General features: G+C 58.8%; 21 protein-coding genes. 9 read left to right on the top strand and 12 right to left on the bottom strand.

Annotated elements, in window-relative coordinates; translation table 11 throughout:
• Position 1 precedes the first annotated feature (1 nt).
• The 4 genes from ROI90_RS13385 (at position 2) to ROI90_RS13370 (ending at position 4,619) form a co-directional block, all read left to right on the top strand.
• The gene (locus tag ROI90_RS13385) at positions 2-760 is read left to right on the top strand and encodes a LytR/AlgR family response regulator transcription factor (protein ID WP_315998854.1); all 759 of its coding nucleotides are present in this window, start codon (positions 2-4) and stop codon (positions 758-760) included.
• 127 nt (positions 761-887) lie between these two features.
• On the top strand, positions 888-1,151 hold the full coding sequence (locus ROI90_RS13380) for a hypothetical protein (RefSeq protein ID WP_315998853.1): 264 nt from the start codon (positions 888-890) through the stop codon (positions 1,149-1,151).
• 180 nt (positions 1,152-1,331) lie between these two features.
• Positions 1,332-4,136, top strand: a complete 2,805-nt coding sequence (locus ROI90_RS13375) for a S8 family peptidase (RefSeq protein WP_315998852.1) — start codon at positions 1,332-1,334, stop codon at positions 4,134-4,136.
• Positions 4,137-4,370: 234 nt separating this feature from the next.
• A complete protein-coding gene (locus ROI90_RS13370) occupies positions 4,371-4,619 on the top strand; it encodes a hypothetical protein (protein ID WP_315998851.1) in 249 nt (82 codons plus the stop codon).
• 98 nt (positions 4,620-4,717) lie between these two features.
• Here ROI90_RS13370 and ROI90_RS13365 read toward each other — a convergent pair whose 3' ends face one another.
• Positions 4,718-5,425, bottom strand: a complete 708-nt coding sequence (locus ROI90_RS13365) for a carbonic anhydrase (protein WP_315998850.1) — start codon at positions 5,423-5,425, stop codon at positions 4,718-4,720.
• Between the two features lie 64 nt (positions 5,426-5,489).
• Complete coding sequence (locus ROI90_RS13360; protein WP_315998849.1) at positions 5,490-6,182, bottom strand: TIGR02117 family protein; 693 nt, start codon at positions 6,180-6,182, stop codon at positions 5,490-5,492.
• 129 nt (positions 6,183-6,311) lie between these two features.
• Between ROI90_RS13360 and ROI90_RS13355 the strand changes: the two genes are divergently transcribed.
• Positions 6,312-6,719 carry a hypothetical protein gene (locus tag ROI90_RS13355; RefSeq protein ID WP_315998848.1) on the top strand — a complete coding sequence of 136 codons (408 nt, stop codon included), beginning with the start codon at positions 6,312-6,314 and terminating at the stop codon, positions 6,717-6,719.
• Positions 6,720-6,733: 14 nt separating this feature from the next.
• Here ROI90_RS13355 and ROI90_RS13350 read toward each other — a convergent pair whose 3' ends face one another.
• The 4 genes from ROI90_RS13350 to ROI90_RS13335 form a co-directional block, all read right to left on the bottom strand.
• Positions 6,734-8,605, bottom strand: coding sequence for a hypothetical protein (locus tag ROI90_RS13350; RefSeq protein ID WP_315998847.1), 1,872 nt, complete (start codon positions 8,603-8,605; stop codon positions 6,734-6,736).
• A gap of 147 nt (positions 8,606-8,752) precedes the next feature.
• Positions 8,753-9,745 (bottom strand): AAA family ATPase, encoded by a 993-nt coding sequence (locus ROI90_RS13345; protein WP_315998846.1) that lies wholly within the window; start codon positions 9,743-9,745, stop codon positions 8,753-8,755.
• 45 nt (positions 9,746-9,790) lie between these two features.
• Complete coding sequence (locus tag ROI90_RS13340) at positions 9,791-11,785, bottom strand: TonB-dependent receptor (protein ID WP_315998845.1); 1,995 nt, start codon at positions 11,783-11,785, stop codon at positions 9,791-9,793.
• A 170-nt stretch (positions 11,786-11,955) separates the two neighbouring features.
• A complete protein-coding gene (locus ROI90_RS13335) occupies positions 11,956-14,250 on the bottom strand; it encodes an aconitate hydratase (protein ID WP_315998844.1) in 2,295 nt (764 codons plus the stop codon).
• Between the two features lie 427 nt (positions 14,251-14,677).
• Between ROI90_RS13335 and ROI90_RS13330 the strand changes: the two genes are divergently transcribed.
• Positions 14,678-16,021, top strand: coding sequence for a TlpA disulfide reductase family protein (locus ROI90_RS13330; protein ID WP_315998843.1), 1,344 nt, complete (start codon positions 14,678-14,680; stop codon positions 16,019-16,021).
• 125 nt (positions 16,022-16,146) lie between these two features.
• Here ROI90_RS13330 and ROI90_RS13325 read toward each other — a convergent pair whose 3' ends face one another.
• Both ROI90_RS13325 and ROI90_RS13320 read right to left on the bottom strand, forming a co-directional pair.
• Positions 16,147-16,704 (bottom strand): GNAT family N-acetyltransferase, encoded by a 558-nt coding sequence (locus ROI90_RS13325; protein ID WP_315998842.1) that lies wholly within the window; start codon positions 16,702-16,704, stop codon positions 16,147-16,149.
• A gap of 128 nt (positions 16,705-16,832) precedes the next feature.
• Positions 16,833-18,233: a cytochrome P450 gene (locus ROI90_RS13320; protein WP_315998841.1), complete on the bottom strand. Its 1,401-nt coding sequence runs from the start codon at positions 18,231-18,233 to the stop codon at positions 16,833-16,835.
• Positions 18,234-18,397: 164 nt separating this feature from the next.
• Here ROI90_RS13320 and ROI90_RS13315 point away from each other — a divergent pair, with 164 nt between their 5' ends.
• Positions 18,398-18,697: a hypothetical protein gene (locus ROI90_RS13315; RefSeq protein ID WP_315998840.1), complete on the top strand. Its 300-nt coding sequence runs from the start codon at positions 18,398-18,400 to the stop codon at positions 18,695-18,697.
• A gap of 126 nt (positions 18,698-18,823) precedes the next feature.
• On the opposite strand, the gene ROI90_RS13310 is transcribed toward ROI90_RS13315, so the two are convergent.
• Entirely contained in the window at positions 18,824-19,804 is a 981-nt protein-coding gene (locus ROI90_RS13310; RefSeq protein WP_315998839.1) for a polyprenyl synthetase family protein, read from the bottom strand.
• Positions 19,805-19,970: 166 nt separating this feature from the next.
• Here ROI90_RS13310 and ROI90_RS13305 point away from each other — a divergent pair, with 166 nt between their 5' ends.
• A complete protein-coding gene (locus ROI90_RS13305; protein ID WP_315998838.1) occupies positions 19,971-20,837 on the top strand; it encodes an alpha/beta hydrolase family protein in 867 nt (288 codons plus the stop codon).
• Positions 20,838-20,842: 5 nt separating this feature from the next.
• Entirely contained in the window at positions 20,843-21,337 is a 495-nt protein-coding gene (gene folK / locus ROI90_RS13300; protein WP_315998837.1) for a 2-amino-4-hydroxy-6-hydroxymethyldihydropteridine diphosphokinase, read from the top strand.
• 55 nt (positions 21,338-21,392) lie between these two features.
• Here the strand turns inward: folK and fabD are convergent, their stop codons facing one another.
• The 3 genes from fabD to ROI90_RS13285 all read right to left on the bottom strand — a co-directional run bounded on the left by fabD (position 21,393) and on the right by ROI90_RS13285 (position 25,673).
• Entirely contained in the window at positions 21,393-22,280 is an 888-nt protein-coding gene (fabD, locus tag ROI90_RS13295; RefSeq protein ID WP_315998836.1) for an ACP S-malonyltransferase, read from the bottom strand.
• 114 nt (positions 22,281-22,394) lie between these two features.
• Positions 22,395-22,739, bottom strand: coding sequence for a hypothetical protein (locus ROI90_RS13290; protein ID WP_315998835.1), 345 nt, complete (start codon positions 22,737-22,739; stop codon positions 22,395-22,397).
• A gap of 75 nt (positions 22,740-22,814) precedes the next feature.
• A complete protein-coding gene (locus tag ROI90_RS13285) occupies positions 22,815-25,673 on the bottom strand; it encodes a gliding motility-associated C-terminal domain-containing protein (protein WP_315998834.1) in 2,859 nt (952 codons plus the stop codon).
• Positions 25,674-25,869 lie beyond the last annotated feature (196 nt).

Raw genomic sequence — 25,869 nt, 5'->3', positions numbered from 1 at the left:
TATGAATGCTCTGCTCGTTGACGATTCCCGCCTGGCCCGCACGGAGCTGCGCCACCTGCTGCGCGCTTTCCCGGAGGTAACGGTGGTGGGTGAGGCCCGCCATGCCGGGGAAGCACGCACCCAGCTCCAGGACCTGCAACCCGATATTTTGTTCTTGGATATTCATATGCCCGGCGAAACGGGTTTTGAGTTGCTGGCCTCTCTGGATGTAGCCCCGCACGTCATCTTCACCACCGCCTACGACGAGTATGCGCTGCAGGCTTTCGAGGTGAATGCGCTGGATTACCTGCTTAAGCCCATTCAGGAAAACCGGCTGGCGGCAGCCCTGGCCAAAGCCCGCACCAAGCTTATGACCCCGGCTCCGGTTTCTGCACTGGCCCCCGCCGCCGGTCCGGAGCCGGAAGAGCCGGCCCCTGCCCTGCTTACCGAGCAGGACCAGGTGTTTGTGAAAGACGGGGAGCAGTGCTGGTTTGTGCGCCTGGCCGATATCCGGCTGTTTGAAATCAATGGCAGCTACACCCAAATTTACTTCGAGCAGCACCGCCCCCTTATTCCGCGCACGTTGCAGCACCTGGAGCAGCGCCTGGATGCCCGCGTTTTTTTCCGGGCCAACCGCCAGCAAATTATTAACCTGAAATGGGTGGAAAGCATTGAGCCCTGGTTTAGCAATACGCTTAAAATCAAGCTGCGCGGTGGTGGCCCCGAGGTGGAAGTGTCGCGGCAGCAGTCGGCGCGGTTTCGGGAAATGCTGAGTTTGTAGCAGTGGTTCCCGGCGGGGCATGGCTCCAAGAAAGGATGTATCCTTTTAGGTTTCATTGGAGTACAAAGCTTTGTGTAGCCGCCGCTTGTCCTGGCAGCTCCTTCCTCCACTAGCCACCGTCTCTGGTATGAAAATTCTCCTACTCTGCTCCGCCTGCGCTCTGCTGCTGGCGGGCACTTCCTGCTCCAGCGAAGATAAAATGCTGGAGCGCCCCAGCCGCTACGGCTCCGTTTCCATGGACCGTACCAAGCGCGACAACAACAAAGCCCGTTTCAAAAAGGAGCGCAACACCGTTGGCCTGGGCCTGAACATCGACCCCAACGCGAAGAACCCCTACAAATACCGCACTGTAAACGCGCCAAAAAAGTACAAATACGCCAAGCCGCGCTAGTTGCTTTTTAACCTCCTTTTCAGTAGCCACCGGCTCATTCGGATTGTCCGGATAGGCCGGTGGCTTTTTAGTAGAAAACGCCCCCCAAAGCGCTGGTCTGTTGAGTATCTTTAGCGGAGGAAGCTGCCGAATATTTTTAACTGCTTCCCCTGGATTCCTGACCTAATTTAGCCCGATTGTATGCGTCTATCCGGTACTCTGTTTTGGCGGCAAGCTGGTTTTGCGCTGTGTTTGCTGGTGTTGGGCCTTCCACTGGCCAGTTGGGGGCAGGCTCCGCAGAAAACGGTGCAGGCGGGCCGGGTGGTAATCAAGCTTGCGCCCGCGTACGTGGCTACTGCCCCCAGTGCATTGCCCGCATTGCAGGCCGCTTTGCGCCACCTCGCGGCAGAGCCGCTGCAGCGCAAATTTCCGCACAGCACCCCGCCACCCACCGATTTACCCGGAGCAGTTGACCTAGCGTTGGTATACGAAGTCAGGATTCCGGTGAATATCCCGGTAGAGGAAGCCTGCCGCCAGCTGCAGAAAACCGGGGTGGTGGAATACGCTGAGCCCCTCTACTACTATCCCCCACTGCTTCAGACCTCCGACCCCTTGGCCGACTCCACCCGTGCCGGGGGCCAGTATCATCTCAAAAATATTCGGGCCTACCGGGCCTGGGACGTTACCCAGGGCGATACGGCCATTACCATTGCCATTGTGGACGGTGGCACCCGCCTCACCCACGAAGACTTGGCCTCCCAGGTGCAACGCAACCGCCGCGACCTGCCCGATGGCCTCGACAACGACCAGGATGGCTACGTGGACAATTACACCGGCTGGGATTTTGCCGATAACGACAACGACCCCGTACGGGAAGCCAACAGCGTACACGGTATACTGGTAGCGGGTTGCGCAGCGGCCGCCACCAACAATGCCAAAGGTATTGCGGGTGTGGGCTACCGCTGCCGGTTTCTCCCCCTGAAAATCTATTCCAGCACCCGTACCGGCTCCTTTGGCGGCTACGAGGCCATTGTATATGCCGCCGACCACGGCTGCCAAATTATCAACCTCTCCTGGGGAGCCCCTGGCGGCTTTTCCCGCTTCGAGCAGGATGTTATCAAGTACGCGGCCATCAACCACGACGCGGTGATTATAGCCGCCGCCGGCAACACCGGTGCCGACCTGGATTTTTACCCGGCCAGTTACGAGCATGTGGTATCTGTGGCTACCCTTACCCCCTCGGATGAGCGAAGTACCAATGCCACCTTCAGCCGCCGCGTCGATTTATCGGCCCCCGGCACTCAAATTTTGACCACCTTCGGCAACACCGATACCGACTACATAGCCGTGGGCGGTTCCTCGTTTGCAGCCCCACTGGTAGCGGGAGCAGCGGGGCTGGTGCGTACCCGGTTTCCCCGGTACAACGCGGCCCAGGTAGCGGCCCAACTGCGCCGTACCACTGATAATATAGATGCGCTACCGGGCAACGCCGCGTATGCTGGCCGCATTGGCTCAGGCCGCCTTAATGCTTTGCGCGCCGTAACAGAGGCCAATCAGCATTCCGCCCGCATTATAGGCCGCACCTACAGCCCCGCTCGTCGCAGTTACGCCCCCGGCGACACGCTCCGCCTCACGGTACAGGTGCAAAACCTGTTACAGCCCCTGAGCAACCTCGCGGTTACCGTCACTTCCTTGTCGCCTTACGTGCTGGTACGGCAGGGCAGCTTTGCAGTAGGGCCATTGGTCACCTTGGAGCAGCGCGCTAATTCTACTGCTCCTTTTCGCCTGACCGTAGCCGCTGGCACACCACTCAACACGAAAGCTGTGCTGCGCTACCGCCTGCAGGATGCGGCCACTGGCTACCAGGAAGACCAGTACGAAACCGTGCTACTGAACCCCGATTATGTGGTTTTGAATGCTGGAAACCTAGCCCTTACGCTTACCAGCCGGGGCAATATTGGTTACGATGGGTTGGGTTCTGATGCCGGGGAGGGCGTCAGCTACCGGCAGGGGCCGCCGCTTCTGGCTGAGGGCGGCTTGCTGATTGCCACATCCGCTACCCGCGTGTCCGATAATGTGCGTAATGAGCGGCGCGGCGCCGATACCGATTTCTGGACGCTGACCCGCGCCCAGCTTCGCGCCCAACCGTTGCGGGCCGACCAAGAAGCTAACAGCCTGTTCCAAGATTCGCTGCCCAGCCTCACTCGTGGCCGTACGGTGGGCGTGCGGGTACGCCAGCACGCCTATGCCTGGGCCGCCGCGCCGCATCACAACTACGTAATTCTGGAATACCGGCTCACCAACCTCACAGCCGATACGCTCAAGCCACTGCACGTGGGCTTGTTCATGGACTGGGACTTACCTGGCGAAGCCAGCCGCAACGTAGTGGCCTGGGACGGTGCTCGTCGGCTGCAGTACCTCTTCGATCCGGCGGCCCCCCGGCTGTACACCGGAGTTCAGCATCTGGCCGGCGGTCAGCCCAGTGCTTATGCCATCAATAATCAAGCACCGGCAAGCAGCCCCGTGTACCTGGCCAATGGCTTTAGCTCAGCCGAGAAGTTCATGACCCTAAGCAGCGGCACTCAACAGGCCCAGCTTACAACCGAAACGGATGCCTCGCAGGTAACTGGGGCAGTTTTGCCCCCCCTGGCCCCCGCCGACTCGGCACTAGTAGCTTTTGCTGTATTGGCAGCGCCCACGCTTACGCAACTGGAAACTGCCGCTGCCGCCGCTGCTACCCGCTACCAACAAGTGCTACCCGTACGGCCGGTGCGTTCAGCAGGCCTTATGGTATACCCAAACCCGACAAACCGCTTCGCTCAGCTTATTTTGCCTCAGGTGCCGGCTACTGTAGAAGTATTTTCAGTTGTGGGGCAGCTACTAAGCTCCCAGTTGGTGACAGCCCCACAAGCCCAACTTGATTTACGTGCTTGCCCGGCGGGTCTGTATATAGTACGGGTGCAAACTCAGAATCAGCACTACAGCGTCCGGGTCGAAAAACAATAATCAGCTAAGAATATATTCAGCACACAGGCCAAGGTATTTTTCGTCCAAAATTATTGGCATACAGTTCAATCGAAACTAGCTGAACTCACTAAAAACGCAGCCAATACAATAACTATCTGGGGTTGGCGCAACCTCTTTTAGAACGCCCCAAAACAGGATTTTCAGCATCCTAACCTTCCTATATTTTACACTAATTTTTTTAGTACAAATGCGACAATATGTGTATCTTTGGATATGTCAAAAACGAAGCTTCCCGTTCCTCTTCCGCTCCAGCAGTTTGCCCGGTGCATAGATGCCACCCGACGCCCTATTGACCACATTGGTGATTGGCCTACCAGCGGCCAGGTCTACCCTATTCAGATGCGGCGTCATGCGCGCACCGGCGAGTTACAGGTACATGTGTTGGGCTTTTATGCCGAGCAGCCGTACGGCGCGTTTGCCAAAACCCGCTTTGAGCCTGTGGCTCAGGTGTGGCTTAACTAAGACCATTATTTCATCATCCACGCATAAAAAGGGCCGGCGGTTTTTCGGGATACTACCCCAAAAAACCGCCGGCCTTTTTTATGCGCTGCTCTCAGGCGTTAGCGCTGCACCTCCTCCTTAGCGCTGTTGGCAATTTCCTCGGCCCGAGCGTTTTTGGATTTGAAAATCGGCTCGTCGCCCAGGTTGTAGATTTCCTGAATGTTGTGCAGGATTTCCTCGAAGTCCAGCTTCAGATCTTTTAGCAAACCAGTTTTCAGGTCGAACACCCAGCCGTGTACCGTGGGGTAGCCATTCTCCAGATATTTCTGCTGCACCACGGCCATCTTGATGACGTTGATGCACTGCTCCTGCACGTTCAGTTCCACCAGCCGGTCGTAGCGCTGGTCCGCGTCCTCAATGGCATCCAGCTCTGCTTGGTGCGTGCGGTATACGTCCCGAATGTTGCGTAGCCAGGGGTTCATCACACCCAGGTCTTTAGACTGCATGGCGGCTTTCACGCCCCCGCAGCCATAGTGCCCGCATACCACAATATGCTTCACGCCCAGGTGCGCCACGGCATACTCAATCACCGAGGAGGCATTGAGGTCGATGCTGATAACCAGGTTAGCCACGTTGCGGTGCACGAATACCTCGCCCGGGGCCACGCCCATCAGGTCCTCGGCGGTTACGCGGGAGTCGCTACAACCGATGTAGAGGTAGTCGGGCTTCTGGTCGGAGGCCAGCTGCCGCAGGAAATCAGCGTTGGTACCTGTTTTAGTGGCCACCCACTGGCGGTTGTTCTCGAAGATTTCGTCGTAAGTCGTCATAGGGTCGAATGTACGGTTGAACTGTTTTTTTCGGTGTTAAAACCAGCTTAAAAATGGCGAGAGGCTAGCGGTATTGCCAAAAGATGCCAAAGTCGAAGGGAGTCCACAGGGCTGCTTTCTGGCCGGCAGCCTTCAGACCGTTATTTGCCCAGGTGTTGCAGGTATAAAACAGGTTATACGTGCGCCGGGCCTCGTAAAAGGCATCGTGCTGGCCGTAGCTGTGCCCCTTGATATGCTGGGGCCGGCCTTGGGCGCCAAAGTCGAAGCTGCCTTTAATGAAGGCAACCAGCCGGGCATATTCCGCCGGACTTAGTTGCAGCCGCACACAGTCGGGCCCCTCCACCGGGCGGTGATGAAAAGTAGTATGCATAGCCGTGGTGCCCAGCCAGAACATGGCTTTTACGGCAGTGCTGGGCTTGAGTTCGGCCCAGGTAGGGGTGTCGAGGTAGAAACCTTTGTCGCCCCAGCCAAACCCCACGAATTGCATGGTACTATCGGCGGCGGGCGTATCGGTATAAGGCACCAGCTGCGTCCAGTCGGCGTGGGCAGAGCGTACTGGCACTACCAAATCGGTGTGTACCCCATTGGACAGGATGTAGGCTTCAATTGGTTGCTCGGAGACAGGCGCGTTGCTTGTGGCAGCTACTGGCACGGCCGAAAGGGCAGCAGAAGCAGCTAAGTACACCACAACTGCACCTACTAGCCCGGCGCCGGTCCAGGCTACTCCTTTAACAACTTGTTTGATCGGGATTTTCATGCGGGTCAACCTACGAAAGAGCGGATGGGACCTCATACGCAAGCCTCCTGAAAAAGCTGGCCTAGGCTACCGCTTCCGGTTGTTGCAGCGACTTTCTAAGCATATACCTTTGGCTTTTCGCCCGCGCCCATGCACCAGCCCAATGACCAGCTCTACACCATTCCGGCCCCGTATCGGCGCCTGGAGAACCTGCACATTCTGTTCTGGCTCCTGAAGGATATTGGCTGGTGTATGATCTGGAAGCCCCTGGGCATCAGCATGATTTTTCCCACGCTGACTATTGCCCTGCTCATCACCTGGCGCACCCGCGAGATTAAAGCGGAGCTGGCCCATAACCTAGCTATTGTGTTCTGGATTTCGGCTAACTCCTACTGGATGATCAGCGAGTTTCTGGGGTTTGATACCGTGGTAGTGTGGGGCAACATCACCGGCAAGCACCTAGCATTGCTTCCGTTTCTCACAGGCCTGGTCATCCTGCTGTATTACTACTTAGTACAGAAGCCACGGGAAAACCGGCCGGAGCAAGTGAATGCCTGACAACCGGCTGGTAGCTACCGGAATAGGCGGCGCGTGAATCGCCGGATTTTCCATTTCAACTTCCTGGTAGGCGAACGGCTATGAAAACTATTCTTCTGCACGAAAGAAATGGGGTCGGTATCCTTGCCCAATAGCCCCTGGCGGCGCAGGTACCAGCGCCACGCCCGGGCCCGGTGTACCACGGAAGGAGAGCCGGACAGTCGCCAGTCACCGAATGCGGGGCCGAAACCCAGATCAGTGTGAAATTCTGCTTCCAGTAGTCTTATTAGCGGTTCCAAGGTGGTGGTGCGGGGCGTATGGCCGCCCACAAACCCCAAGGGCGCATCATATTTCAGGGCAGTATCTATGCGCGCCACGCTCAGCTTTCCTGCCGGGTACACCTGCAGACCTCGGCCCAGCAGCACTTGTCGCAGGCTGTCCGCGTTGAATAATCTGGCGGGAGATGAAGCCGGCCGGACCCGGCTGAACGTGCGCCGGGAACGAGAGGACCAGTGGGGCCGCAACAGCATACGGGCCGTTTTTTGCACCTCCGCGTCCGGGGCCGTAACTGCCAGGTGGCGTACGGCCCGGCGCGGCTGCCCACGTAGCGTATTCAGCTTGTGGGCAAAGCTGTTGCTGCCTCCCACAATGCCCAGGCCTTTGTACGCGCTTATCTTTTTCAGGTATAATCCCAGCTGTTTCTCGCTGCCGGTAACCTGGGGCCAGTTTCGGGAATACCACACGTCCAGAATGCGCCCCACCGACTCCTGCGCCGCATCGTTTCGGGAATAGTCCAACATCAGCAACTCAAAGGCAGTTATCTGTTCCGGATTCAGTACGCTAATCAGGTGGTTTTCTAGCTGGTAACGCTGCCCGAAAGGCAGGGGCTGTAGTAGCTGCAAGCTTTGCTGTTGCAGCGCCGGCGGCAGCGTGAGGGGTAAGCCTTTCTGACGCAGGTAAGCGCGCATGGCTTGTTTGCTTCGTATGAATTTCTCCCAGAAAATAGGCAGGGCCCGATTCGGAAAAAAGCTTGTTAGTTCATCCATATTCCTCGAAGGAACCTGAATATTCTGCTCAATAAAGGCCGTGTAAGCCTGAAACGCCGCGCTGGAATCTGAACCGGCAATCTGGTCGAGCAGCTGCTGCACTGCGGAGCGTGGCCGGACTGGCAAGGCAGGCGCTTCGAAACGACCTTTTTGCTGGTTCCAGCTGAAATAATGATAGTGGCGGGCCCAAAAAACGGTATAGTTACGCAGCGCCACCCCGCGGAAATCGTAGGCCAGGGAATACACGGTATCGGCGGTGTAGTTATGTACCCCCACCTGCAGCCCAGTGGTATGCTCCATGAACGTCACCATATCCCGTTCCAGAAACCCTTGGTCGCGGTGCCAGTACACGTAGCGGGGCAGCTCCCGAAGCAGCAACGGGCTGCGGGCCTGCCACAAGGAATCCAGCCGCCGGCCTTCCGCTGCTCTGTAGGCCAGCGCCGAGGGTGGCTTCACCTTATCGGTTACCCTACCTGGAGGCAGTTGCCGCAGATGATGCACACTGCTGGAATCATCTTCCAGCCGGCTCAGCCCCCACTGTTTGTACACCGGAAAGTAGCGCAAATCCGACATTCGGCTTCGCACCAGTGCCAGATGGGTGCGCGAAAAATCCAGCGGCTGCCCCCCCTGCTCACTGACAGAGAATACCACTAAGTCCTGCAGGCTGGACGCGGCCAGCTTGCCCAGCCGGCTTTTCCGTTGGTGGCGGCCCATCTGGTATCGTACGTGTTGACGGCTTTTGGTAAGCCGCACTACTTTTTCCAGGGCCGGGCGGTTGCCGGCCAAAGTCCGCGCGTACAGGGTATCCAGCTGAGTGATTTGCGCGCCTGCCGGCACAGTGGCTAGCAGCCATATGAACACAACAAATCCACGGTACCATACTCTCCTATACATACTATCAAAGTAAATGAAGTAGCGGGTTGTCTCTTCCTGACTGGCCTGGTCATCCTGCTGTGTTATTACCTGGTACCGAAGCCACAGGAAAACCGGCCGGAGCAAGTAGCCACGCTATAGCCGCACCTCCAGCCGAAACTGCGTCTCAATTAGCGTAACAGCCTGAGCCCAGCGCTCCGCCCAGCCGCCGCTTATTTCGTAGTACGCAATATTGAAATCGGCCAGGGTTTGGCGGTGCAGCGCTTCCAGCCGGGTACGCTCCGGCCCGGGCAGGCGGGTACCATCCTGCACCAGTGGCACATCAGGCGCGAGGTAGAGGTACAGGTCGGCGCGGTTCTGCTGGTATATCCCCGGAGGCAGTGTGAGGTACTCCTGCCCCAGCAGCCGCGCGTATGATTGGGTGATGTGCACATCGGTATCGAGTAGCAGTAACGGACCAGCAATAGCGCGGACTTCCGCAATGCGCCGCGCGTGCTCAGCTGCCACTGCTAGCAGTTGCTCCTGTCTGAAATCAGTAGAGTCCGGAATCAGGTCACGGCCGGCTTCGGGTACCCATACGGCCTTGAAGTGCTTGGCCAATTGCTCGGCCAGCGTGGTTTTACCGGTCGATTCGGTACCCAGAATAGCCACGGTGCGCTGGTAATGGCGCTGCACGCTGGCCGGCAGCCAAGCCCAACCGGCCCGCACATCACCCCGAATAGCTGTACCCGAAACCGGCACCTGCGCCCGGAACACATCAAAATCCAGGTATTCGATGCCCATACGCGCGGCTACCAGGGCACCGTAGGGCTCGGAGGTCACAACCAACGTTACTTCCGGCAGCACTTCCCGAAACCGGTCGGCCCAGGCCTGAGCCACGGCCAGGGAGGTTTCGGAGGTGTTGGCTAACTCCTGCTCTCGGTATTCCAGCACTTGTACCTCTACCTCGGGCTGGGCAGCATACGTTTCCCGTATCCAGGCGGCCCGTACCTCGCCCGGCACAGTTTCCTGGTCGCTGGCGCACACTAGCACCGTCAGGCGGGTGCTGTGGCGGCGGGCAAACTCAATGAGGGCGGCGTGCCCGATATGAAACGGCAGAAACTTCCCAAATACCAACGCGTGCTTCATACAAGTGAGGAAAACGGCTACAACAAACTGCGCACTTCAGTAAGATTAAAAATGCAGCCGCACATCCAAGTATACATTGGTGGGAGCCTGCACAAAATATTTGCGGGTGCCATCGGGCTCCACATAACCGTTGTTAAAATAGCGGCTGTTGGTAAGATTATTACCGAACAGCGTAGCCTCCCAGCGCGTCCGGGCGTAGCGTACACGCGCATTTAGCAGCCCGTAGCCGGCAATAGTGGCGGAGTTGGCAAAGTCCAGGTAAGAGCGGCTTTGGTAGCGCGCCGATACGCCCAACAGCCAGGGCCCGGTTGAGTAGTTTACTTCCTGGTTGAGCAGCACGGCGGGCGTCAGGATGGGACGAAAATCCTGGGTTTGCTCCCGGATGCGGCTGTAGTTGAAGGCCGCGTTGTATACCAACTGCAGTTTCGGCGTGGCTTGCCAGTGCGCAGTGCCCTCCAGCCCGGTGCGGTAGCTTTGCTCCACGTTGCTCGTGAGGGCCAACCCGTTGGGGCCTAGCTTTCCGTTCAGCACAATTTCATCCCGGAAATTCAGGTAATAGGCGTTCAGGCTTAGCTCCAGGCGCGGGACCACGTAGCGCACTCCGGCTTCGTGGTCGGTTACGTACTCGGGGCGGGAGTTGAACATCAGGGCCCGGCCTGTGCTGTCAGCGGCCAGATCATCGTTGCCCCCGAACAGGTCGTTGCGGGTTGGCTCACGGCCGGTGCGGCCCAAGCTGTAGTAGAGCGTGGTGTGCTCGGTGAGCTGGTAGCTGAGGCCAGCTTTGGGGTTGATGAACTGCCAGCGCTGCGGCTCCAGCGGCACACTGCCCCGGTAGCGGAAGGTGGCGGTGCGGCCCTGCACATCGGCAAACAGCGTGAGCGGGCCCAGCCGGTACTCCAGCTTGCTGAACACGCTGCCCTCCCGCTTGTAGCCGGTGTTGCGGTACAGCTCCCCGGCCTGCTGCTCACTGCCCAGGTGCCGCCGCCGGTAAGTGCTCAGGTGCAAGCCGCTGGTCCAGGTGAAGCGCTGCCCCCGCAGGGTGTAGGCGCTGAACGCGCCCAGCCAGCCCGAGCGAAAATCGTAGCGGTACAGCTCCGAGGTGGAGGGCAGCCCCAGAAAAGCGTTCAGGTCGAAGTCGTAGCCTCCCTGCAAACCCGAGCCATAGATGCTGCTGCTGATTTCGGAGCGGCCCGACAGCCGCCATTGGTTTTGCAGCTGCACTAGGGCCTGCCGGAACCGGTCGTTTTCTGGGCCGTTGGCATTGGCCCGGCGGTTCACCCGAATCACCGAATCGGGCACACCCAGCCAAGCCAGCTGGTTGCGCTGCTGCCCGGCCAGCACACTTAGTTTCCAGGTAGTTTTATCATAGAACAGCCCGCCGCTCAGGTACACCGAGCTGGAGGTATTGGCCGAGCGAATCTTGTACCCATCGGAATGCAGATGCGAAACTCGGGCGTAGAAAGCTCCGTGCCCGCGCCGCCCGCTGGCGTGCTCCCCATACAGCCGGTAACTGTTGTAAGAGCCGTAGCCGCCGCCCAGCGTCGTGTGGGCCGAGTCCAGCAGGCTCACCGAAGTCAGCTGCAAACTGCCCCCGAAGCTGGCCACCCCGTTCTGGCTGGTGCCCACGCCCCGCTGCAGCTGCACGCTGCTCAGGGAGTTAAACAAGTCGGGGTAGTTGGAGAAGTAGGCACCCTGGTCCTCGGGCTCATTCAGCGGCACGCCGTCCAGGGTACTGTTAATGCGGGTTTGGTCGATGCCGCGCAACCGAAAGTAGGCGTAGCCCTGGGTGCTACCGGCATCAGAATAAGCCGTTACGGCGGGCGTCTGGGTCAGCAGAAACGAGGGTTCCTGGCCCACACTGCGGGCTTTCAGCTCCTGCCCGCTGAGGTTGAGAAACGTGACTGGGGTGCGGCTGCCGGCGCGGTAGGTTACCGTTACCTCCGGCAGTGCCTGCGTCGTATCAGGGACAGCCGGAGCAGTTTGCGCGGCGGCTGGAAGAGCAGATACCAGAACTAGAACGGGGAGTACAGGTTGCTTCATGTACGATGACCTCAAGCGGAAAAGGCGGCCAAAGGTACATTCCTTCCGGTAGGAAACATTGCCCTGGCAATACCTGCTGCTTGCTTTCACCGCGCAGCATTCGGCCACCAAACAGCAACGGCCGCCTCCCCTATCCGGGAAGGCGGCCGTTGTACTTCAGCTGCTCAGAACTACTTCTGCGACAGTTGGGCTTCACCCGACTCTTTCAAGCGAATCAGGTTCAGGGCCGAACCGGCTTTGAACCACTCAATCTGGCCTTCGTTGTAGGTGTGGTTCACCGTGATGAGGTCCGTGTCGCCATCGGCGTGGTGCAGACGAACTTCCAGCGGCTTGCCGGGGGCAAACGTGGTCAGACCGAGGATGTCGATGGTGTCGTCCTCTTCAATCAGGTCGTAGTCGGCCTTGTTGGCGAAGGTCAGGGCCAGCATACCCTGCTTCTTCAGGTTGGTTTCGTGGATACGAGCGAAGGATTTCACCAGCACGGCGCGCACGCCCAGGTGGCGGGGCTCCATGGCGGCGTGCTCCCGCGAGGAGCCTTCACCGTAGTTTTCGTCACCTACTACCACCGAGCCAATGCCCTGGGCTTTGTAGTTACGGGCAACCTGCGGTACGGGGCCATAGGGAGTACCCGAAGTCAGCTCATCCTTCACCGAGTTAGCCTCGCCGTTGAAGGCGTTGGTAGCCCCAATGAGCATGTTGTTGCTGATGTTGTCCAGGTGGCCGCGGTATTTCAACCACGGGCCGGCCATCGAAATGTGGTCAGTGGTGCACTTGCCCTGGGCTTTGATGAGCAGGCGCAACCCTTTCAGGTCGCTGCCTTCCCAAGCCTTGAAGGGCTCCAGCAGCTGCAGACGGTCCGAAGCCTGATCCACGAGTACCTGTACGCCCGAGCCATCTTCGGCAGGCGCCTGGAAACCGGCATCTTCCACAGCAAAGCCGCGCGGAGGTAGCTCAATACCCTGGGGCTCATCAAATTTCACCTGCTCACCGTTTTTGGTGGTCAGCGTGTCGGTGAGGGGGTTGAAGGTCAGGTCGCCGGCAATGGCGAAGGCCGTCACGATTTCAGGCGAAGCCACGAAAGCGTGGGTGTTCGGGTTGCCGTCGTTGCGCTTGGCGAAGTTGCGGTTGAACGAGGTGATGATGGAGTTGGGACGCTTCATGTCGTCCATGTGGCGGGCCCACTGCCCGATGCACGGACCGCAGGCATTGGCCAGTACCACGCCGCCCATCTGAGCGAAGGTGTCCAGCAACCCATCACGCTCCACGGTGTAGCGCACCAGCTCCGAGCCGGGCGTTACGGTGTACTCGGCTTGTACGGTCAGGCCTTTGTCGGCAGCTTGCTTAGCAATGCTGGCAGCGCGGGTGATGTCCTCGTACGAGGAGTTGGTGCAGGAGCCGATCAGGCCAACCTCCAGCTTAGCGGGCCAGTTGTGCTCTTTCACGGCAGCGGCAAACTCCGAAATCGGCCAGGCTGCGTCCGGGGTGAACGGGCCGTTCACATAGGGCTCCAGCTCGGAGAGGTTGATTTCGATGAGCTGGTCGTAGAAATTGGCCGGGTTGGCGTACACTTCGTCGTCGGCACGCAGGTTGTAGGCTACGGCTGCGGCAGCGTCGGCAATTTCGGCGCGGCCAGTGCCACGCAGATAGTCGCCCATTTTCTCATCGTAGCTGAACACTGAGGTAGTAGCCCCGATTTCAGCGCCCATGTTGCAGATGGTGCCTTTGCCGGTAGCCGACAGGTTTTCCGCGCCTTCACCGAAGTACTCCACAATAGCACCGGTACCGCCTTTTACGGTCAGGATACCCGCTACTTTCAGGATTACGTCTTTGGCCGAAGCCCAGCCCGACAGCTTGCCGGTCAGTTTCACGCCAATTACTTTGGGGAACTTCAGCTCCCAAGCCATGCCCGACATTACGTCTACGGCATCGGCGCCGCCTACACCAATGGCAATCATGCCGAGGCCGCCGGCGTTGGGCGTGTGCGAGTCGGTACCGATCATCATACCGCCAGGGAAGGCGTAGTTCTCGAGTACTACTTGGTGAATGATACCAGCACCGGGCTTCCAGAAGCCGATGCCGTATTTATTGGAAACCGAGGCCAGAAAGTCGTATACCTCTTTGTTCTCGGAGTTAGCTACGGCCAAATCCTGGTCGGCACCACGCTCGGCCTGAATCAGGTGGTCACAGTGTACGGTGCTGGGCACGGCCACTTTGGCTTTGCCGGCCTGCATGAACTGCAACAGCGCCATCTGGGCCGTGGCGTCCTGCATGGCTACGCGGTCCGGAGCGAAATCGACGTAGGAAACGCCCCGCTCATACGCCTGCGAAACAGAGCCGCCGTACAGGTGAGCGTACAGGATTTTTTCAGTCAGGGTAAGCGGGCGGCCAACGGCGGTACGGGCGGCTTCAATGCGGGAGCCCATGCCATCGTACACGGCCTTGATCATTTCTAAGTCAAACGCCATAATGCGAAATGGAAAAAGTGGAGAGAACGAACCTGCATAACACAGGTACGCAAATATAGGTACCGGCCGTTGCGCGACCCAACATTTAGGCCCTTTGCCCCCGCCCTCCGGCCTCATTTAGAATGATTCTAACGGATAGTGGCGGAATTGTTGCAGCTTGGGCGCACAGAACGTCATTCCGAGCGAAGGCGGAGCCGTAGTCGAGGAATCTCGCGTGCTGATGTTGCAATGGCAATTTCAACAAAGCGGTAGAGATGCTTCGACTTCGCTCAGCATGACCAATAGTTTGGCAACATCAGCACGTGAGATTCCTCGGCAGGCTCGGAATGACGTTCTGTGTAATAATCTGCGGGCAGCAACGGCCATAGGTTGTAAACAACCGGAGGCCGGCCGTAGTTTAGCCCCGTACTCACTTAACATTTTCACCATGCCCGTAGCCATTGCATTCCGCAAGGCCGTAACCGGGGCCGGACTCGCGCTGGCCGCGGTGGCCTGTCAGTCCAATTCCACCACTTCCGAAAACCAGGCGGCTACTGATGCCGCGGGTAGCAACGCGGCCACGGCCCTCTCAGCCGGTACCTGGCGGGGCATACTCTCGGCCCAGGGCCAGGAAATTCCGTTTCTGTTTGATGTAGCCCAGGACGGCGGCAAGCCCACCGTAACGCTGCGCAACGGCGAGGAGCGCCTGAAGCTCGACGAAATCAGCACCGCCGGCGACTCCACCACCATCCGCCTGGGCGTGTTCGATGCCGCCCTAGTAGTACGCCCTGATGGTGCCGACAAACTAAAGGGCACCTGGGTGAAGTACGACGGCAAAGAACCCTACCGCGTGCCGTTTGCGGCTACGAAAGCCACTTCTGAAACTGTTTTGTTTACGGGTAACAGCCAGAAAGCACCCGTTTTCGGCGACCTGAAAAAGGGCGCTACGTTTCGGACAGTATTCAAGGGCGCAGAGGGTGATACTACTCCTGCAGTGGGCATCATCACCCAGGATTCCGTGAATCCTTCTCGCCTTACGGGTACCTTTCTGACCACCACCGGCGACTACCGGTACCTAGCTGGTAACCTAGTAACCAAGGCCGATGGACAACACATCATGCTTTCTACCTTCGACGGCAGCCACGGCTTTCTGTTTGACGGAAAGCTGGATAAGCCCGAAAACATCAACAACATCAGCGGCCACTTCTACAGCGGCAAAAAAGGCCACGAAACATGGACCGCCGTGCTCGACCCTAATGCCAAACTGCCCGATGCCAATGCCCTCACCGGCATGAAGCCCGGCCAGAAAAAGCTCGACTTCAAATTCCCGAGCATCTACGAAGGCGGCAGCATCTCCCCTTCCGACCCCAAATACAAGGGCAAAGTGGTAGTGGTGCAGATTCTGGGTTCCTGGTGCCCCAACTGCATGGATGAAACCAACTTCCTGGCCCCCTGGTATGAGAAGAACAAGCAGCGCGGTGTGGAAATTATCGGGTTGGGCTATGAGCGCACCACCGACCAAAAAGTGGCCGCGCAGAAACTGCTGAAAATGAAGGAGCGCATGAACATCGGCTACGATATTGCCATTGCGGGCGAAGCCTCTTCGGACGCGGCCAGCAAGTCATTGCCGCAGGTGCAGAAAGTGCTGGCCTTCCCCACTACCATCTTCCTAGACAAGAAAGGCGAAGTGCGCAAGATTCACACCGGCTATTCGGGCCCCGGCACCGGCAAATATTACGAGCAGGAAGTGGCCGAATTCAACAAAACCATTGACCAACTGCTGGCCGAATAATCGGCTTTAGGTAAGCTAAAACTGTCATTCCGAGCAAAGCGAGGAAGCTGGATTATCGTTTCGAGCGATTCACCCAGCTTCCTCGCTTTGCTCGGAATGACAGTTTTTATGCCTTAGCGTTTCTGCTATCGGGGCCGTTCCAGCAGCACAATCGGCTCGTTGTGGTAGGTGGCGCGGGCGAATTCGTGGAAGCCGAATTTGCGGGCCACGTTCAGGGAGGCTACGTTGTCGGGGTCAATGATGCAGGTGAGGCGGGCCTGGGGGAAGCGGGGCTCAATCCAGGCCAGGGCGGCCTGGATGGCTTGGCTGGCGTAACCACGGCCGTGTAGGCGGGGGGCAATGGTCCAGCCTGCTTCCAACGTGCCCTTTAGGGAAGGCGTCAGGTCGCGCTGATTGTCAAAGAAGCCCACGGAACCACAGTACCGGCCGCTGGCTTTTTCCTCAATGGCCCAGGCCCCGTAGCCCAGCAAAGCCCAGTGCCCCAGCTGGCCCAGCATCCGCCGCCACACGTCCTCCTCGCTTTGTGGCTTGTTGCCCAGAAAGCGGTAGAACGCCGGGTCGTTGGCCAAGGCCGTAAACTCCGGCAAGTCGGACACACGGGGGCCACGCAGTAGCAAATCGGGGGTTTCTAGCTCGGGTACTTTTACGGCCGGGGTATCCAGCAGGGTCAGAGGAGGCATCATACAGGCAAGTATAGCAAAATAGAATACGTGTCATTCCGAGCGGGACGAGGAATCTGGGCCAATCTTTCAGAAGATAAAGCCAGATTTCCCACCCCATTCAGCATGAGAGTTGGGCGGACAACCAGCCATCAAGCCGTGGTTATATCCAGCCACAGGGGGCCTTTGGGGCGCAACGTAATAAGTGGGTCGGTACCCGGCAAGGCGGCAGAGGTTGGCGTCAGGTTGAACCAGCGCAAACCTTCCAGCAGTACCAGCTGAATTTCGGTGAGGGCGAAGTGGCTGCCCACGCATAAGCGAGGCCCTCCCCCAAATGGCAGGTAGGCATAGGCCGGAATGGGCGGCCGGGCGGCCGGGGCAAACCGCTCGGGCCGGAAGGCATCGGGCTCTGGCCACAGCCCCGGGTGGCGGTGCAAACCGTAGAGGTAGATAGAAAACAACGTGCCCTTCGGAATACGCAGGCCCCGAAACTCGTCGTCTTCCAGCGCCACCCGGTCCAGAATCCAAGCGGGCGGATACAGGCGCATGGTTTCCTGCACTACCTGCTGGCTGTACGGCAGCTGCGGCAGCTCGCTAAACTCCGGGGCCCGGCCCGCCAGCCCGGCCGCCGCCCGCTCCTGCCGCACCCGGGCCGCCGCTTCGGGGTGGCGGGCCAGCAGGTAAAACAGCCAGCTGAGGGCGTTGGCACTGGTTTCGTGCCCCGCCAGCAGCAGAATATTCACCTCATCGAGCAATTGGTTTTCACTCATGGGCTCCTGGCTGTCCTCGTAACGGGCATCCAGCAGCATTTGCAGCAGGTCATCGGGCGGGGCGGCAGTGGGCGAAACTGCCTGGCGCTGCCGGATATAGCCCCGAATCAACTCCCGCAGCTCCCGGCTAAACGCATCGTGCCGGCCAAAGGTACCGGTGGCGGCAAACCAGGGCCGCAGGTAGGGTTGGCGCACCGTACGCACGTAAAAAGCCTGAATGCGCGTGAGAATATCCGACAACCGGTTGCGCTCCGGCTCCCGCATACTGGTGCCAAACACCGCCCGAGCAATAATATCGAAGGCTACGCGGGTCATTTCTTCGTGAATATCCACGCGCAGGCGGCCACCGGGCGCGGCCTGCACCCGGCGGCCCAGCTCCGTGCTCCACTGCTCCACTACGTCCTGCATCAGGCGGGTGAGGGCCGTGAGACGCTGGCGGTGAAAGCCGGGCTGAATCAGGCGGCGCTGCCGAAGCCAGTCGGCGCCCTCGTTGGTGAGCAGGCCCCGGCCCAGGTACCGGATCAGGCCGTGCGTGAGGTCGGATTTGAGGTAGCGGCGGTGGTTTTTCTGCAGAATGTGCTGGGCCAGAGCCGGGTTGCGGGTAATAACGGCGGGGCGCAAACCACCCAGGTACAGCCGCACCGTGTCGCCGTGTTGGGTGAGTACCCGGTCGAGGTTTTGGACGGGTTGCCGGGCCATAGCCAAGGAGCCCAGCAAGGTGCGCCAGCGTGGCACCTGCGGCAACGTGACCATCTGCGCATCAACTACATCAGAGACGGACATAGGTACAATATTTCTGGACTAGCGAAAGATGCTGGAATGTACAACATCGGTCAATATCCCCTTATCGGAAATAACCTATTGGCCGCCTTTCCGCGTACAGCCTTCCAGAGGCCTGCGTGGCCTGCCGTACTCTTCTCCTTCTACAACCAAACTTCCGCTTTCCTATGTGGATTCAACAGAAAAGCACCCCCGCCCCCGTTGATGAACTGCAAGGCCGCACTGTAGGCCTCAAATTCGAATGCAACAAGTGTAACACCGAAGTATTCACCGACTTGATTGGGGTACCCGCTGCCGACCACCTGGCCAACTCCACCGAAGACGACGGCCAGTACGAAACCGAGGAAATAAAGTGCCCCGGCTGCGACATGACTCACGAAATAACCGTCAAGAGCAACTTCGACGGCGTACATTTTGAGGTATCCGAAGTGAAGCCGGAAAGCATTGCCTACCAAGTGAAGGCTTAACTGGCTTAAAAAACACCAATAGCCACCTGCTCGCAATGCTGGCTTCATCTTCTTACAGCACCAAAAAGCCCCTGACGCACGTGTGCGTCAGGGGCTTTTTGGTCCTACTGAGGCTCTTCCGCTAGGTTATTTCTCCCGCTCAATAGTGTAGTTGATGAGCTGCTCCAGGGAAGTGCGGGAGGAAGATGCAGGGAAGGTGTACAGAATTTCCAGGGCTTCGTCGCGGTAGCGCTGCATCACCTGAATGGCATATTCCAGCCCGCCCGACTGCTTCACAAAGTCAATAACGGCCTGCACCCGGTCTTTGCGGCCGTCGTTGTTTTTCACGTTGAAGATGACGCGGCGCTTGGTCAGCCAATCGGCACGGCTGAGCGCGTGAATGAGGGGCAGCGTCATTTTCTTTTCCTTAATATCAATGCCCACGGGCTTGCCAATTTCGTCGGTGCCGAAGTCGAACAGGTCGTCTTTGATCTGAAAGGCCATGCCCACTTTCTCCCCGAACAGGCGGGCCCGCTCAATGGTAGCCGCATCGGCCCCGGTGGAAGCGGCCCCCACGGCGCAGCAGGATGCAATAAGGGAAGCCGTTTTCTGCCGGATAATGTCAAAGTACACGTCCTCGGTGATGTCGAGGCGGCGGGCCTTCTCAATCTGCAGCAGTTCGCCCTCACTCAGCTCCTTCACGGCGTTGCTCACGATTTTGAGCAGCTCGTAGTCGTTGTTTTCCAGGCTCAGTAGCAGGCCTTTGCTAAGCAGATAGTCGCCCACCAGCACGGCAATCTTGTTTTTCCAGAGGGCATTCACGCTGAAGAAGCCCCGCCGGTAGTTGCTCTCGTCCACCACATCATCGTGTACTAGGGTGGCCGTGTGCAGCAGCTCAATGAGGGCCGCGCCGCGGTAGGTGGCTTCCGGCAGCGGGTCGCCGCCGCTGATTTTGGCCGTAAAGAACACGAACATGGGCCGAATCTGCTTGCCCTTGCGCTTCACGATGTAGCCCATGATCTTATCCAGCAGCAGCTGACGGGTTTGCATGGACTGGCGGAATTTCTGTTCGAATTCCTCCATTTCGGCGGCAATGGGAGCCTGTATCTGGTCCAGCGTAACGGTCATGCGGGTAATTTGGGGCGTGCAATGATACGGGTAAACGCTGAAATAGTGCGGAGCTGAAATTGGGGGGGTAGGGGTAGTTTTCCGGCCAACATGAAAAATACCGCTGTTGGTACACGCAACTGAGTGTTTTCCTGGTTTAATTCGTCCAGCCCCTACCTTCGCTGCTATGCCTACCCAGCCTACTTCCGTCGACTTCGTACTCTCCAGCACCCGGCACAGCCGGCCGTTTGCGGCCGATGCCCGATTTGTGGCTGATGGCCGCCCGAAGCCGGTGGTGGTATTTGTGCACGGCTTCAAGGGTTTTAAAGATTGGGGGCACTTCAACGTACTGGCCGACTGGTTTGCCCACCAAGGTTTTGTGTTTGTGAAGCTCAACCTCTCGCACAACGGCCTGGTGGTAGGTGGCACCGGCGACCTGGAAGACCTGGAAGCTTTCGGCCAGAACAACTTCAGCCTGGAGCTGGACGACATTGGCGCTTTGCTGGATTACTTGCCCATCGCCAAAGATATTCCGCCCGCAGAAGTTGATTTTTCGCGGCTGGCCCTCGTTGGGCACAGCCGGGGCGGCGGACTGGTGCTGCTGAAAACGGCCGAAGACCCGCGCGTGCAGGCCGTAGTAACCTGGGCCGCCATCAGCGACGTGAACCCCGGCTGGTCGGAGCCCCTGATGCAGCAGTGGCAGCAACAGGGCGTATTCCACGTAGAAAACAGCCGTACCCACCAGCAGCTGCCGCTGTACTTTCAGATTGTGGAGGACTACCACCGCAACCGTCTGCGCCTCGATATCCGCCATAACCTGCGGCGCAAGCTGCGCGGCCGGCCCCTGCTCATCATCCACGGCGACCAGGACGAAACCGTGCCGGTGCAGCGGGCCCAGCAGCTCAAGCAATGGCAGCCCACCGCCGAATTGCTCGTTCTGCCCAGCATAACGCACAATTTCGGCGGGGCGCATCCTTGGTCGAGCACCGAGCTACCCGCCGAAGCCCGGCAAGCCGCTGAGGCAACGGTGGAGTTCCTACGGCGCGTGTTGTAACTGCTATGCCCACCGCCTACCTCCTGCTCGGCTCCAACCTCGGTGACCGGGTGGCAACGCTTCAGGCCGCCATCCGACACCTGACTGCTACGGCCGGCACCGTAACGGCTGCCTCAGGCCTGTATGCCACGGCCGCCTGGGGCCTGGAAGATCAGCCGGCCTTTCTGAACCAGGCGGTGCAGCTGGAAACTTCTCTGACGCCGTTGCAGCTGCTGGCCGCCTGCCAGGCCACGGAGCAGCAGGCCGGCCGGGAGCGGCTGGTGCGCTGGGGAGCTCGCACCCTGGACGTGGACATTTTGCTGTACGACCATTTAGCGCTAGACCTGCCGCACCTCCAGATACCCCACCCGCACCTGCCGGAGCGCCGGTTTGCGCTAGTGCCGCTGGCCGAAATTGCGGCGGCGACATTACACCCACCATCAGGCCAAACGGTAGCCAGACTACTGGAAAATTGCCCGGATCCGTTACCCGTTGATCCGTACAACCCGGCGGGTCACTAAATAAAAAAGGCCCACCAAGTAGCTGGCGGGCCTTTTTCACTTACTTAACGGCTGCTTACACCGTAGCTGAGCTAACGGCCGCTTCCGGGGCAATTTTCTTTACCAAGCCTTGCAGCACCTTGCCGGGGCCGCACTCCACAAACTCGGTGGCCCCGTCCTGCACCATGCGCTGCACGCTCTGCGTCCAGCGAACCGGGGCCGTGAGCTGGCGCACCAGGTTTTCCCGGATTTCGTCGGGGTTGGTGTGGGGGGCGGCGTCCACATTCTGGTACACGGGGCAGATACCGGCCGAGAAGATAGTGGTGGCAATGGCCTCGGCCAGTGCCGTTTCGGCCGACTTCATCAGGGGCGAGTGGAAGGCGCCGCCCACCGGCAGCGGCAGGGCACGCTTGGCGCCGGCGGCCTTCAGTTGCTCGCAGGCCAGCTCAATGCCGCGCTGGGAGCCAGACACCACCAATTGGCCAGGACAGTTATAATTCGCGGCTACTACCACATGGCCGCCATCCGTAATTTCTTGACAGATGCGGGCCGTAGTGTCGTCATCGAGGGCCAGAATGGCGGCCATGGTGCCGGGCTGCTCCAGGCAAGCGGCCTGCATAGCCTGCGCCCGTTGGGCTACCAGCCGCAAAGCGTCCTCGAAACGCAGCACTTTAGCTGCTACCAACGCCGAAAACTCGCCCAGGGAGTGACCTGCCACCATGTCGGGGCGAAAATCGGGGAGCACGGCGGCCAGTGCGACGGAATGCAGGAAGATGGCCGGCTGGGTTACATCGGTACGGCGCAGGTCTTCCTCCGAGCCCGAAAACATGATATCGGTCAGGGAAAAGCCCAGAATATCGTTGGCCTGATCCATTAGCCGCTTGGCCACTGTGTGCTGCTCGTACAAGTCGCGGCCCATGCCGCTGAACTGGCTGCCTTGGCCGGGGAAAATAATTGCTTTCATCATGGGGAAATTACGCGGCTGAAGCCCCAAAATCGGGTTAATTCCTCAACCGCCGGGGTGGTGCAAGTAAGGGTGCAAGCTGCACAAAACCGCGCGAATGCACAATGCAACCGGCTACTTCACCGCCACTGTGCTAATGACACCGGTCTGCTTGTCAATTTCGATGGCGCTACCATCGGGCTTGATATTTACCCGGTCGGAGCGCTTCACCAGCACCTGCCAGCGCGGGCCGGCATCCATCACCCGCAAAGTGGGCACCAGGTACACCGCCGAGTCAGGTTGGGAGCGGAAATAGCGCGTAGCAACCGCCGCAGCCTGTTGCTCAGTAGAAACTTCCGTGCCCGAAGTAGAAGCAGCGGGTGTTTGCTCGGCCGGGGCTTGCTCCGTGGTACTTACCGACTGGGCGGAGTTGCAAGCGGCTAACACCAGCATGCTGGCAAAGAAAGGAAGCTGTTTCATAGGAAGGTTTGAAAGTACACAGGGCCCGTTCAGTGGTGAACGGGCCCTGGCTATACGTATAAGATTCGGCGGCTGTTAGCGGTTAATCTGCACCCAACCTTTGAATGTACGCTTGGTACGGTTAGCATCTTTGAACTCCACCTCAGCCTGGTAGAAGTACATGCCATCCGATACCCGGCCGGCGGAGTTGCCCTCGGAGCCGGTGCCGCCACCCGTCCAGTTGATTAGCGGGTCTTTGTCGCTCTCATATATTTTTACGCCCCAGCGGTTGAATATTTTCACCGCTGTACGCTCAATCGGGCTGAATACCTTGGGCCGGAACGTGTCGTTTTTGCCGTCACCGTTCGGTGTGAAGATGTTGGGCAGCAGGAACAAGAGGCAGTTATCCTTACATTCCTTGTTGCTGAGGGCACTCACGGCTCCATTCGCATCCACGGCCTGCACGGCGTAGCAGCCCTGCGCCGAGGTAAGGCCCTGGTGCAGATAGGTAGTTTGCGTACCTGGCACCCGAGTAAGCTCCTGCAGCGGATCGGCATCAGTGGCGGCGTAGAGAATGATGTACGAAACAATATCCCGGCTGCAGTCGGCAGTTGGCAGGTTGCTAAGCGTCCAGCTCAGGCTGTTGGTGTACACCTGCCCACCCAATGGCGTTACCGGCAAGTCGAAGAGGCGGCTGGCCAGACTGTCGCAGTTAGTGGGTTTCAGGGTGAGTACCGGCGTGCACGGAATGGTGAGCAGGCTCACGCACTGCTCCTGACTGAGGTTAATCAGGGAATCTGGGCGCGTGGCGTCGTACGTACCGTTGGTTTTCACATAGTAGCAGTACGTGCGGCCTTTCACAAGCGGGCCACCTACCGTACCCTGGTCTACATAGGTGCCACCCGTGGCCGTTCCGGTTACTTTGGCAATGGGCCTGAACGCTCCGGTAGTATTTTCCCGGCGGTAAATGGTGGTTGGCCTCTTTGTATTGTCCCAGGGCACCTGGTACGTCCAGGCCAGCGCAATGCTGTTGGCTGTGGGGTTCGGGGTACCGGTAACCCGCACGCTGGAGGCCGGGCCAGCTACTTCAACTGCCTCGGCCGCCCCAGTTACCGCCACATTGTAGAAATCGAGGCGGTACGTATAGGTGTTGGTAGTAGTATTCAGCCCAGTGTTTACAAAGGTGGTATCGTCCAGATTAGTGGAGGTGTATACCTGCGTGAAGGCTGTAGCCGCCGGGTTCAGGCCCGTAGCCCGGAACAACCGGTATCCTCGCGAAGGACCAAAGCCAGCCGTAGAAGTTGGCTTCGTCCACCGCACCGTAATTTGCCCGTTAGCGGCGTCGGTGCGGTCAACGGTCACGTTGGTAAGGCGAGCCGAGCGGCCGCTCAGGGTTACGCAGGCCTCGTTGGAGGCAATGCTGGCCCCCAGGCCCGGCGAGGCAAACTGCACGTAAATCCGGTAGCAGTACGTTTTGCCCCGGTCAAGGCCTTTGCCGTTGTTGTCATCCAGGAAGGTGCGCGAGCCAACCCCCACAGTACCTACCTGCACGTAACCGGCTTCCGCCGGCAGGCCCGTTTGGCAAGGCCCCGGAGTATAAGAATAGGAATTCTCGCGGCGGAAAATCAGCATCTGCGCCCCGGGGTTTGGGCAGCTGTAACTGTCCCAGTCCAGCCGGGTAGTGCTACCCTGTAGGGCTGCTCGCAGGTTCTGCGGAGCTGGCCCCACTACAGTAATGTTCCACACGCGCTGGTCGATGAGGGGCACCTGTCCGGCCACGGGTACGTCGGTAGCCTTGAATAACACCTGGTGGGGTTCCTGGCGGATATCGGCGCAGGTGGGCGTCCATTGAAATACGCCCCGGGCGGTGGGCGGCCCCTGGCTGGTTTGGGTAAACGAGGCGGGCCGGGGCAGCATACCGCCAAATGCCTCTAGTAAGATGGGGTTGTTGTCGGGGTCGGTGGCGGTAACTACCCCGTTTGGGACGGGCGTGTTAGCCACCACGCAGATGTCCGCCGGCACCACAATCGTAGGTCGTTGATTGGTAGTAGCCTGCACGAAAATCTGCATATCACGCACCACCTCGCCTATCAGGCGCGCTTTGGCACCCGGAATGCGGCGGTATTCCTTCACTACAAAGGCAATATTGTACACGCCCTGCAAAGCCGGAGAATTCCAGGTGATTTGCCCCGTACGAGGATTCTGCACGAAAATAGCCGGATCGTCCGGCACTCCTACGGGAGGGCCCACGTACGCTACCTGACGTGGGTTTCCGCCCAGGGCCGGGTCGTTAGGGTAGCGAAAACCGGCTACATCTGTTGCCACCACCGTGCAGGCCGGGGGCGTGGGAGCTTGCTGACTAGGCCGCAGCTCATATACCAAAGAGTCGCCGTCGGCATCGAAAGCCGCCGGATTGTGCAAAAACACCTGCCGCACCGCTGCTCTGTCAATAGGAGCCGCCTGTAGCACCGGGGAGGTATTCTGCAGAAACGGATCAATGGTAATTCTGGTTGATATTTTAAAAGGCGTACCAATAGAGTTAAACATATTAATCACGCCACTTACCCGGAAGTTGTTCAGGTATATTACCTCATAAGTACCGGGGGAATTATAGGTATGCTCAAAATAATACACGTTTCGATAAGTATCCGGCGAAATGCGCTGCCGGTTTCCAAAGCGCGGAACAGCGTTGGCACCCGTAGCGCAGGTATTATCCCCGAAGTAGATATTAACGCTCGGCTCATCGGCCGTATTGGGCTCGGCGGAGGTGTAGAGCACCATCTTGAAAAAGATGCGGCGGGGGTTACGGGCGGCAGTAGTGTCGGTTTTGGCCTGAATATCACCAGCCCGCAGGTGAGTGGCATAGGCCGCCGGGCCCAGAAGCAGCCAACTCGCAAGCATAAATAGCCCAGCCAGCCACAGCCGCAAGGAACGATTACGTAACAGAATACTCATATACTCAGCGGCTTGACAGGCGGGAGAACAGAAGAAAAGGAAGGTCAGCAAAAAGCCAGCAGGAACCTAACAAAAAAAAGGAGCCCCGGTTATACTCTAGCGCAAAGTACTAACGGAGTTGGTGCCGGATAGATTCACCTAACGCGCAGCCCTTATCTAGATTGTTTCCTACTGGGTTCGGGGCTACCTTTGACCG

Source organism: Hymenobacter endophyticus (assembly GCF_032464715.1).
In the GTDB taxonomy this organism is placed as follows: domain Bacteria; phylum Bacteroidota; class Bacteroidia; order Cytophagales; family Hymenobacteraceae; genus Hymenobacter; species Hymenobacter endophyticus.
This window is presented reverse-complemented; position numbering and strand designations above follow the sequence as displayed.

What these genes read in the sequence shown, in the direction of transcription:
- ROI90_RS13385 (WP_315998854.1), top strand. Translation starts at nt 2, where the DNA reads ATGAATGCTCTGCTCGTTGACGATTCCCGCCTGGCCCGCACGGAGCTG.
- ROI90_RS13380 (WP_315998853.1), top strand. Translation starts at nt 888, where the DNA reads ATGAAAATTCTCCTACTCTGCTCCGCCTGCGCTCTGCTGCTGGCGGGC.
- ROI90_RS13375 (WP_315998852.1), top strand. Translation starts at nt 1,332, where the DNA reads ATGCGTCTATCCGGTACTCTGTTTTGGCGGCAAGCTGGTTTTGCGCTG.
- ROI90_RS13370 (WP_315998851.1), top strand. Translation starts at nt 4,371, where the DNA reads ATGTCAAAAACGAAGCTTCCCGTTCCTCTTCCGCTCCAGCAGTTTGCC.
- ROI90_RS13365 (WP_315998850.1), bottom strand. Translation starts at nt 5,425, where the DNA reads ATGACGACTTACGACGAAATCTTCGAGAACAACCGCCAGTGGGTGGCC.
- ROI90_RS13360 (WP_315998849.1), bottom strand. Translation starts at nt 6,182, where the DNA reads ATGAAAATCCCGATCAAACAAGTTGTTAAAGGAGTAGCCTGGACCGGC.
- ROI90_RS13355 (WP_315998848.1), top strand. Translation starts at nt 6,312, where the DNA reads ATGCACCAGCCCAATGACCAGCTCTACACCATTCCGGCCCCGTATCGG.
- ROI90_RS13345 (WP_315998846.1), bottom strand. Translation starts at nt 9,745, where the DNA reads ATGAAGCACGCGTTGGTATTTGGGAAGTTTCTGCCGTTTCATATCGGG.
- ROI90_RS13340 (WP_315998845.1), bottom strand. Translation starts at nt 11,785, where the DNA reads ATGAAGCAACCTGTACTCCCCGTTCTAGTTCTGGTATCTGCTCTTCCA.
- ROI90_RS13335 (WP_315998844.1), bottom strand. Translation starts at nt 14,250, where the DNA reads ATGGCGTTTGACTTAGAAATGATCAAGGCCGTGTACGATGGCATGGGC.
- ROI90_RS13330 (WP_315998843.1), top strand. Translation starts at nt 14,678, where the DNA reads ATGCCCGTAGCCATTGCATTCCGCAAGGCCGTAACCGGGGCCGGACTC.
- ROI90_RS13325 (WP_315998842.1), bottom strand. Translation starts at nt 16,704, where the DNA reads ATGATGCCTCCTCTGACCCTGCTGGATACCCCGGCCGTAAAAGTACCC.
- ROI90_RS13320 (WP_315998841.1), bottom strand. Translation starts at nt 18,233, where the DNA reads ATGTCCGTCTCTGATGTAGTTGATGCGCAGATGGTCACGTTGCCGCAG.
- ROI90_RS13315 (WP_315998840.1), top strand. Translation starts at nt 18,398, where the DNA reads ATGTGGATTCAACAGAAAAGCACCCCCGCCCCCGTTGATGAACTGCAA.
- ROI90_RS13310 (WP_315998839.1), bottom strand. Translation starts at nt 19,804, where the DNA reads ATGACCGTTACGCTGGACCAGATACAGGCTCCCATTGCCGCCGAAATG.
- ROI90_RS13305 (WP_315998838.1), top strand. Translation starts at nt 19,971, where the DNA reads ATGCCTACCCAGCCTACTTCCGTCGACTTCGTACTCTCCAGCACCCGG.
- folK (WP_315998837.1), top strand. Translation starts at nt 20,843, where the DNA reads ATGCCCACCGCCTACCTCCTGCTCGGCTCCAACCTCGGTGACCGGGTG.
- fabD (WP_315998836.1), bottom strand. Translation starts at nt 22,280, where the DNA reads ATGAAAGCAATTATTTTCCCCGGCCAAGGCAGCCAGTTCAGCGGCATG.
- ROI90_RS13290 (WP_315998835.1), bottom strand. Translation starts at nt 22,739, where the DNA reads ATGAAACAGCTTCCTTTCTTTGCCAGCATGCTGGTGTTAGCCGCTTGC.
- ROI90_RS13285 (WP_315998834.1), bottom strand. Translation starts at nt 25,673, where the DNA reads ATGAGTATTCTGTTACGTAATCGTTCCTTGCGGCTGTGGCTGGCTGGG.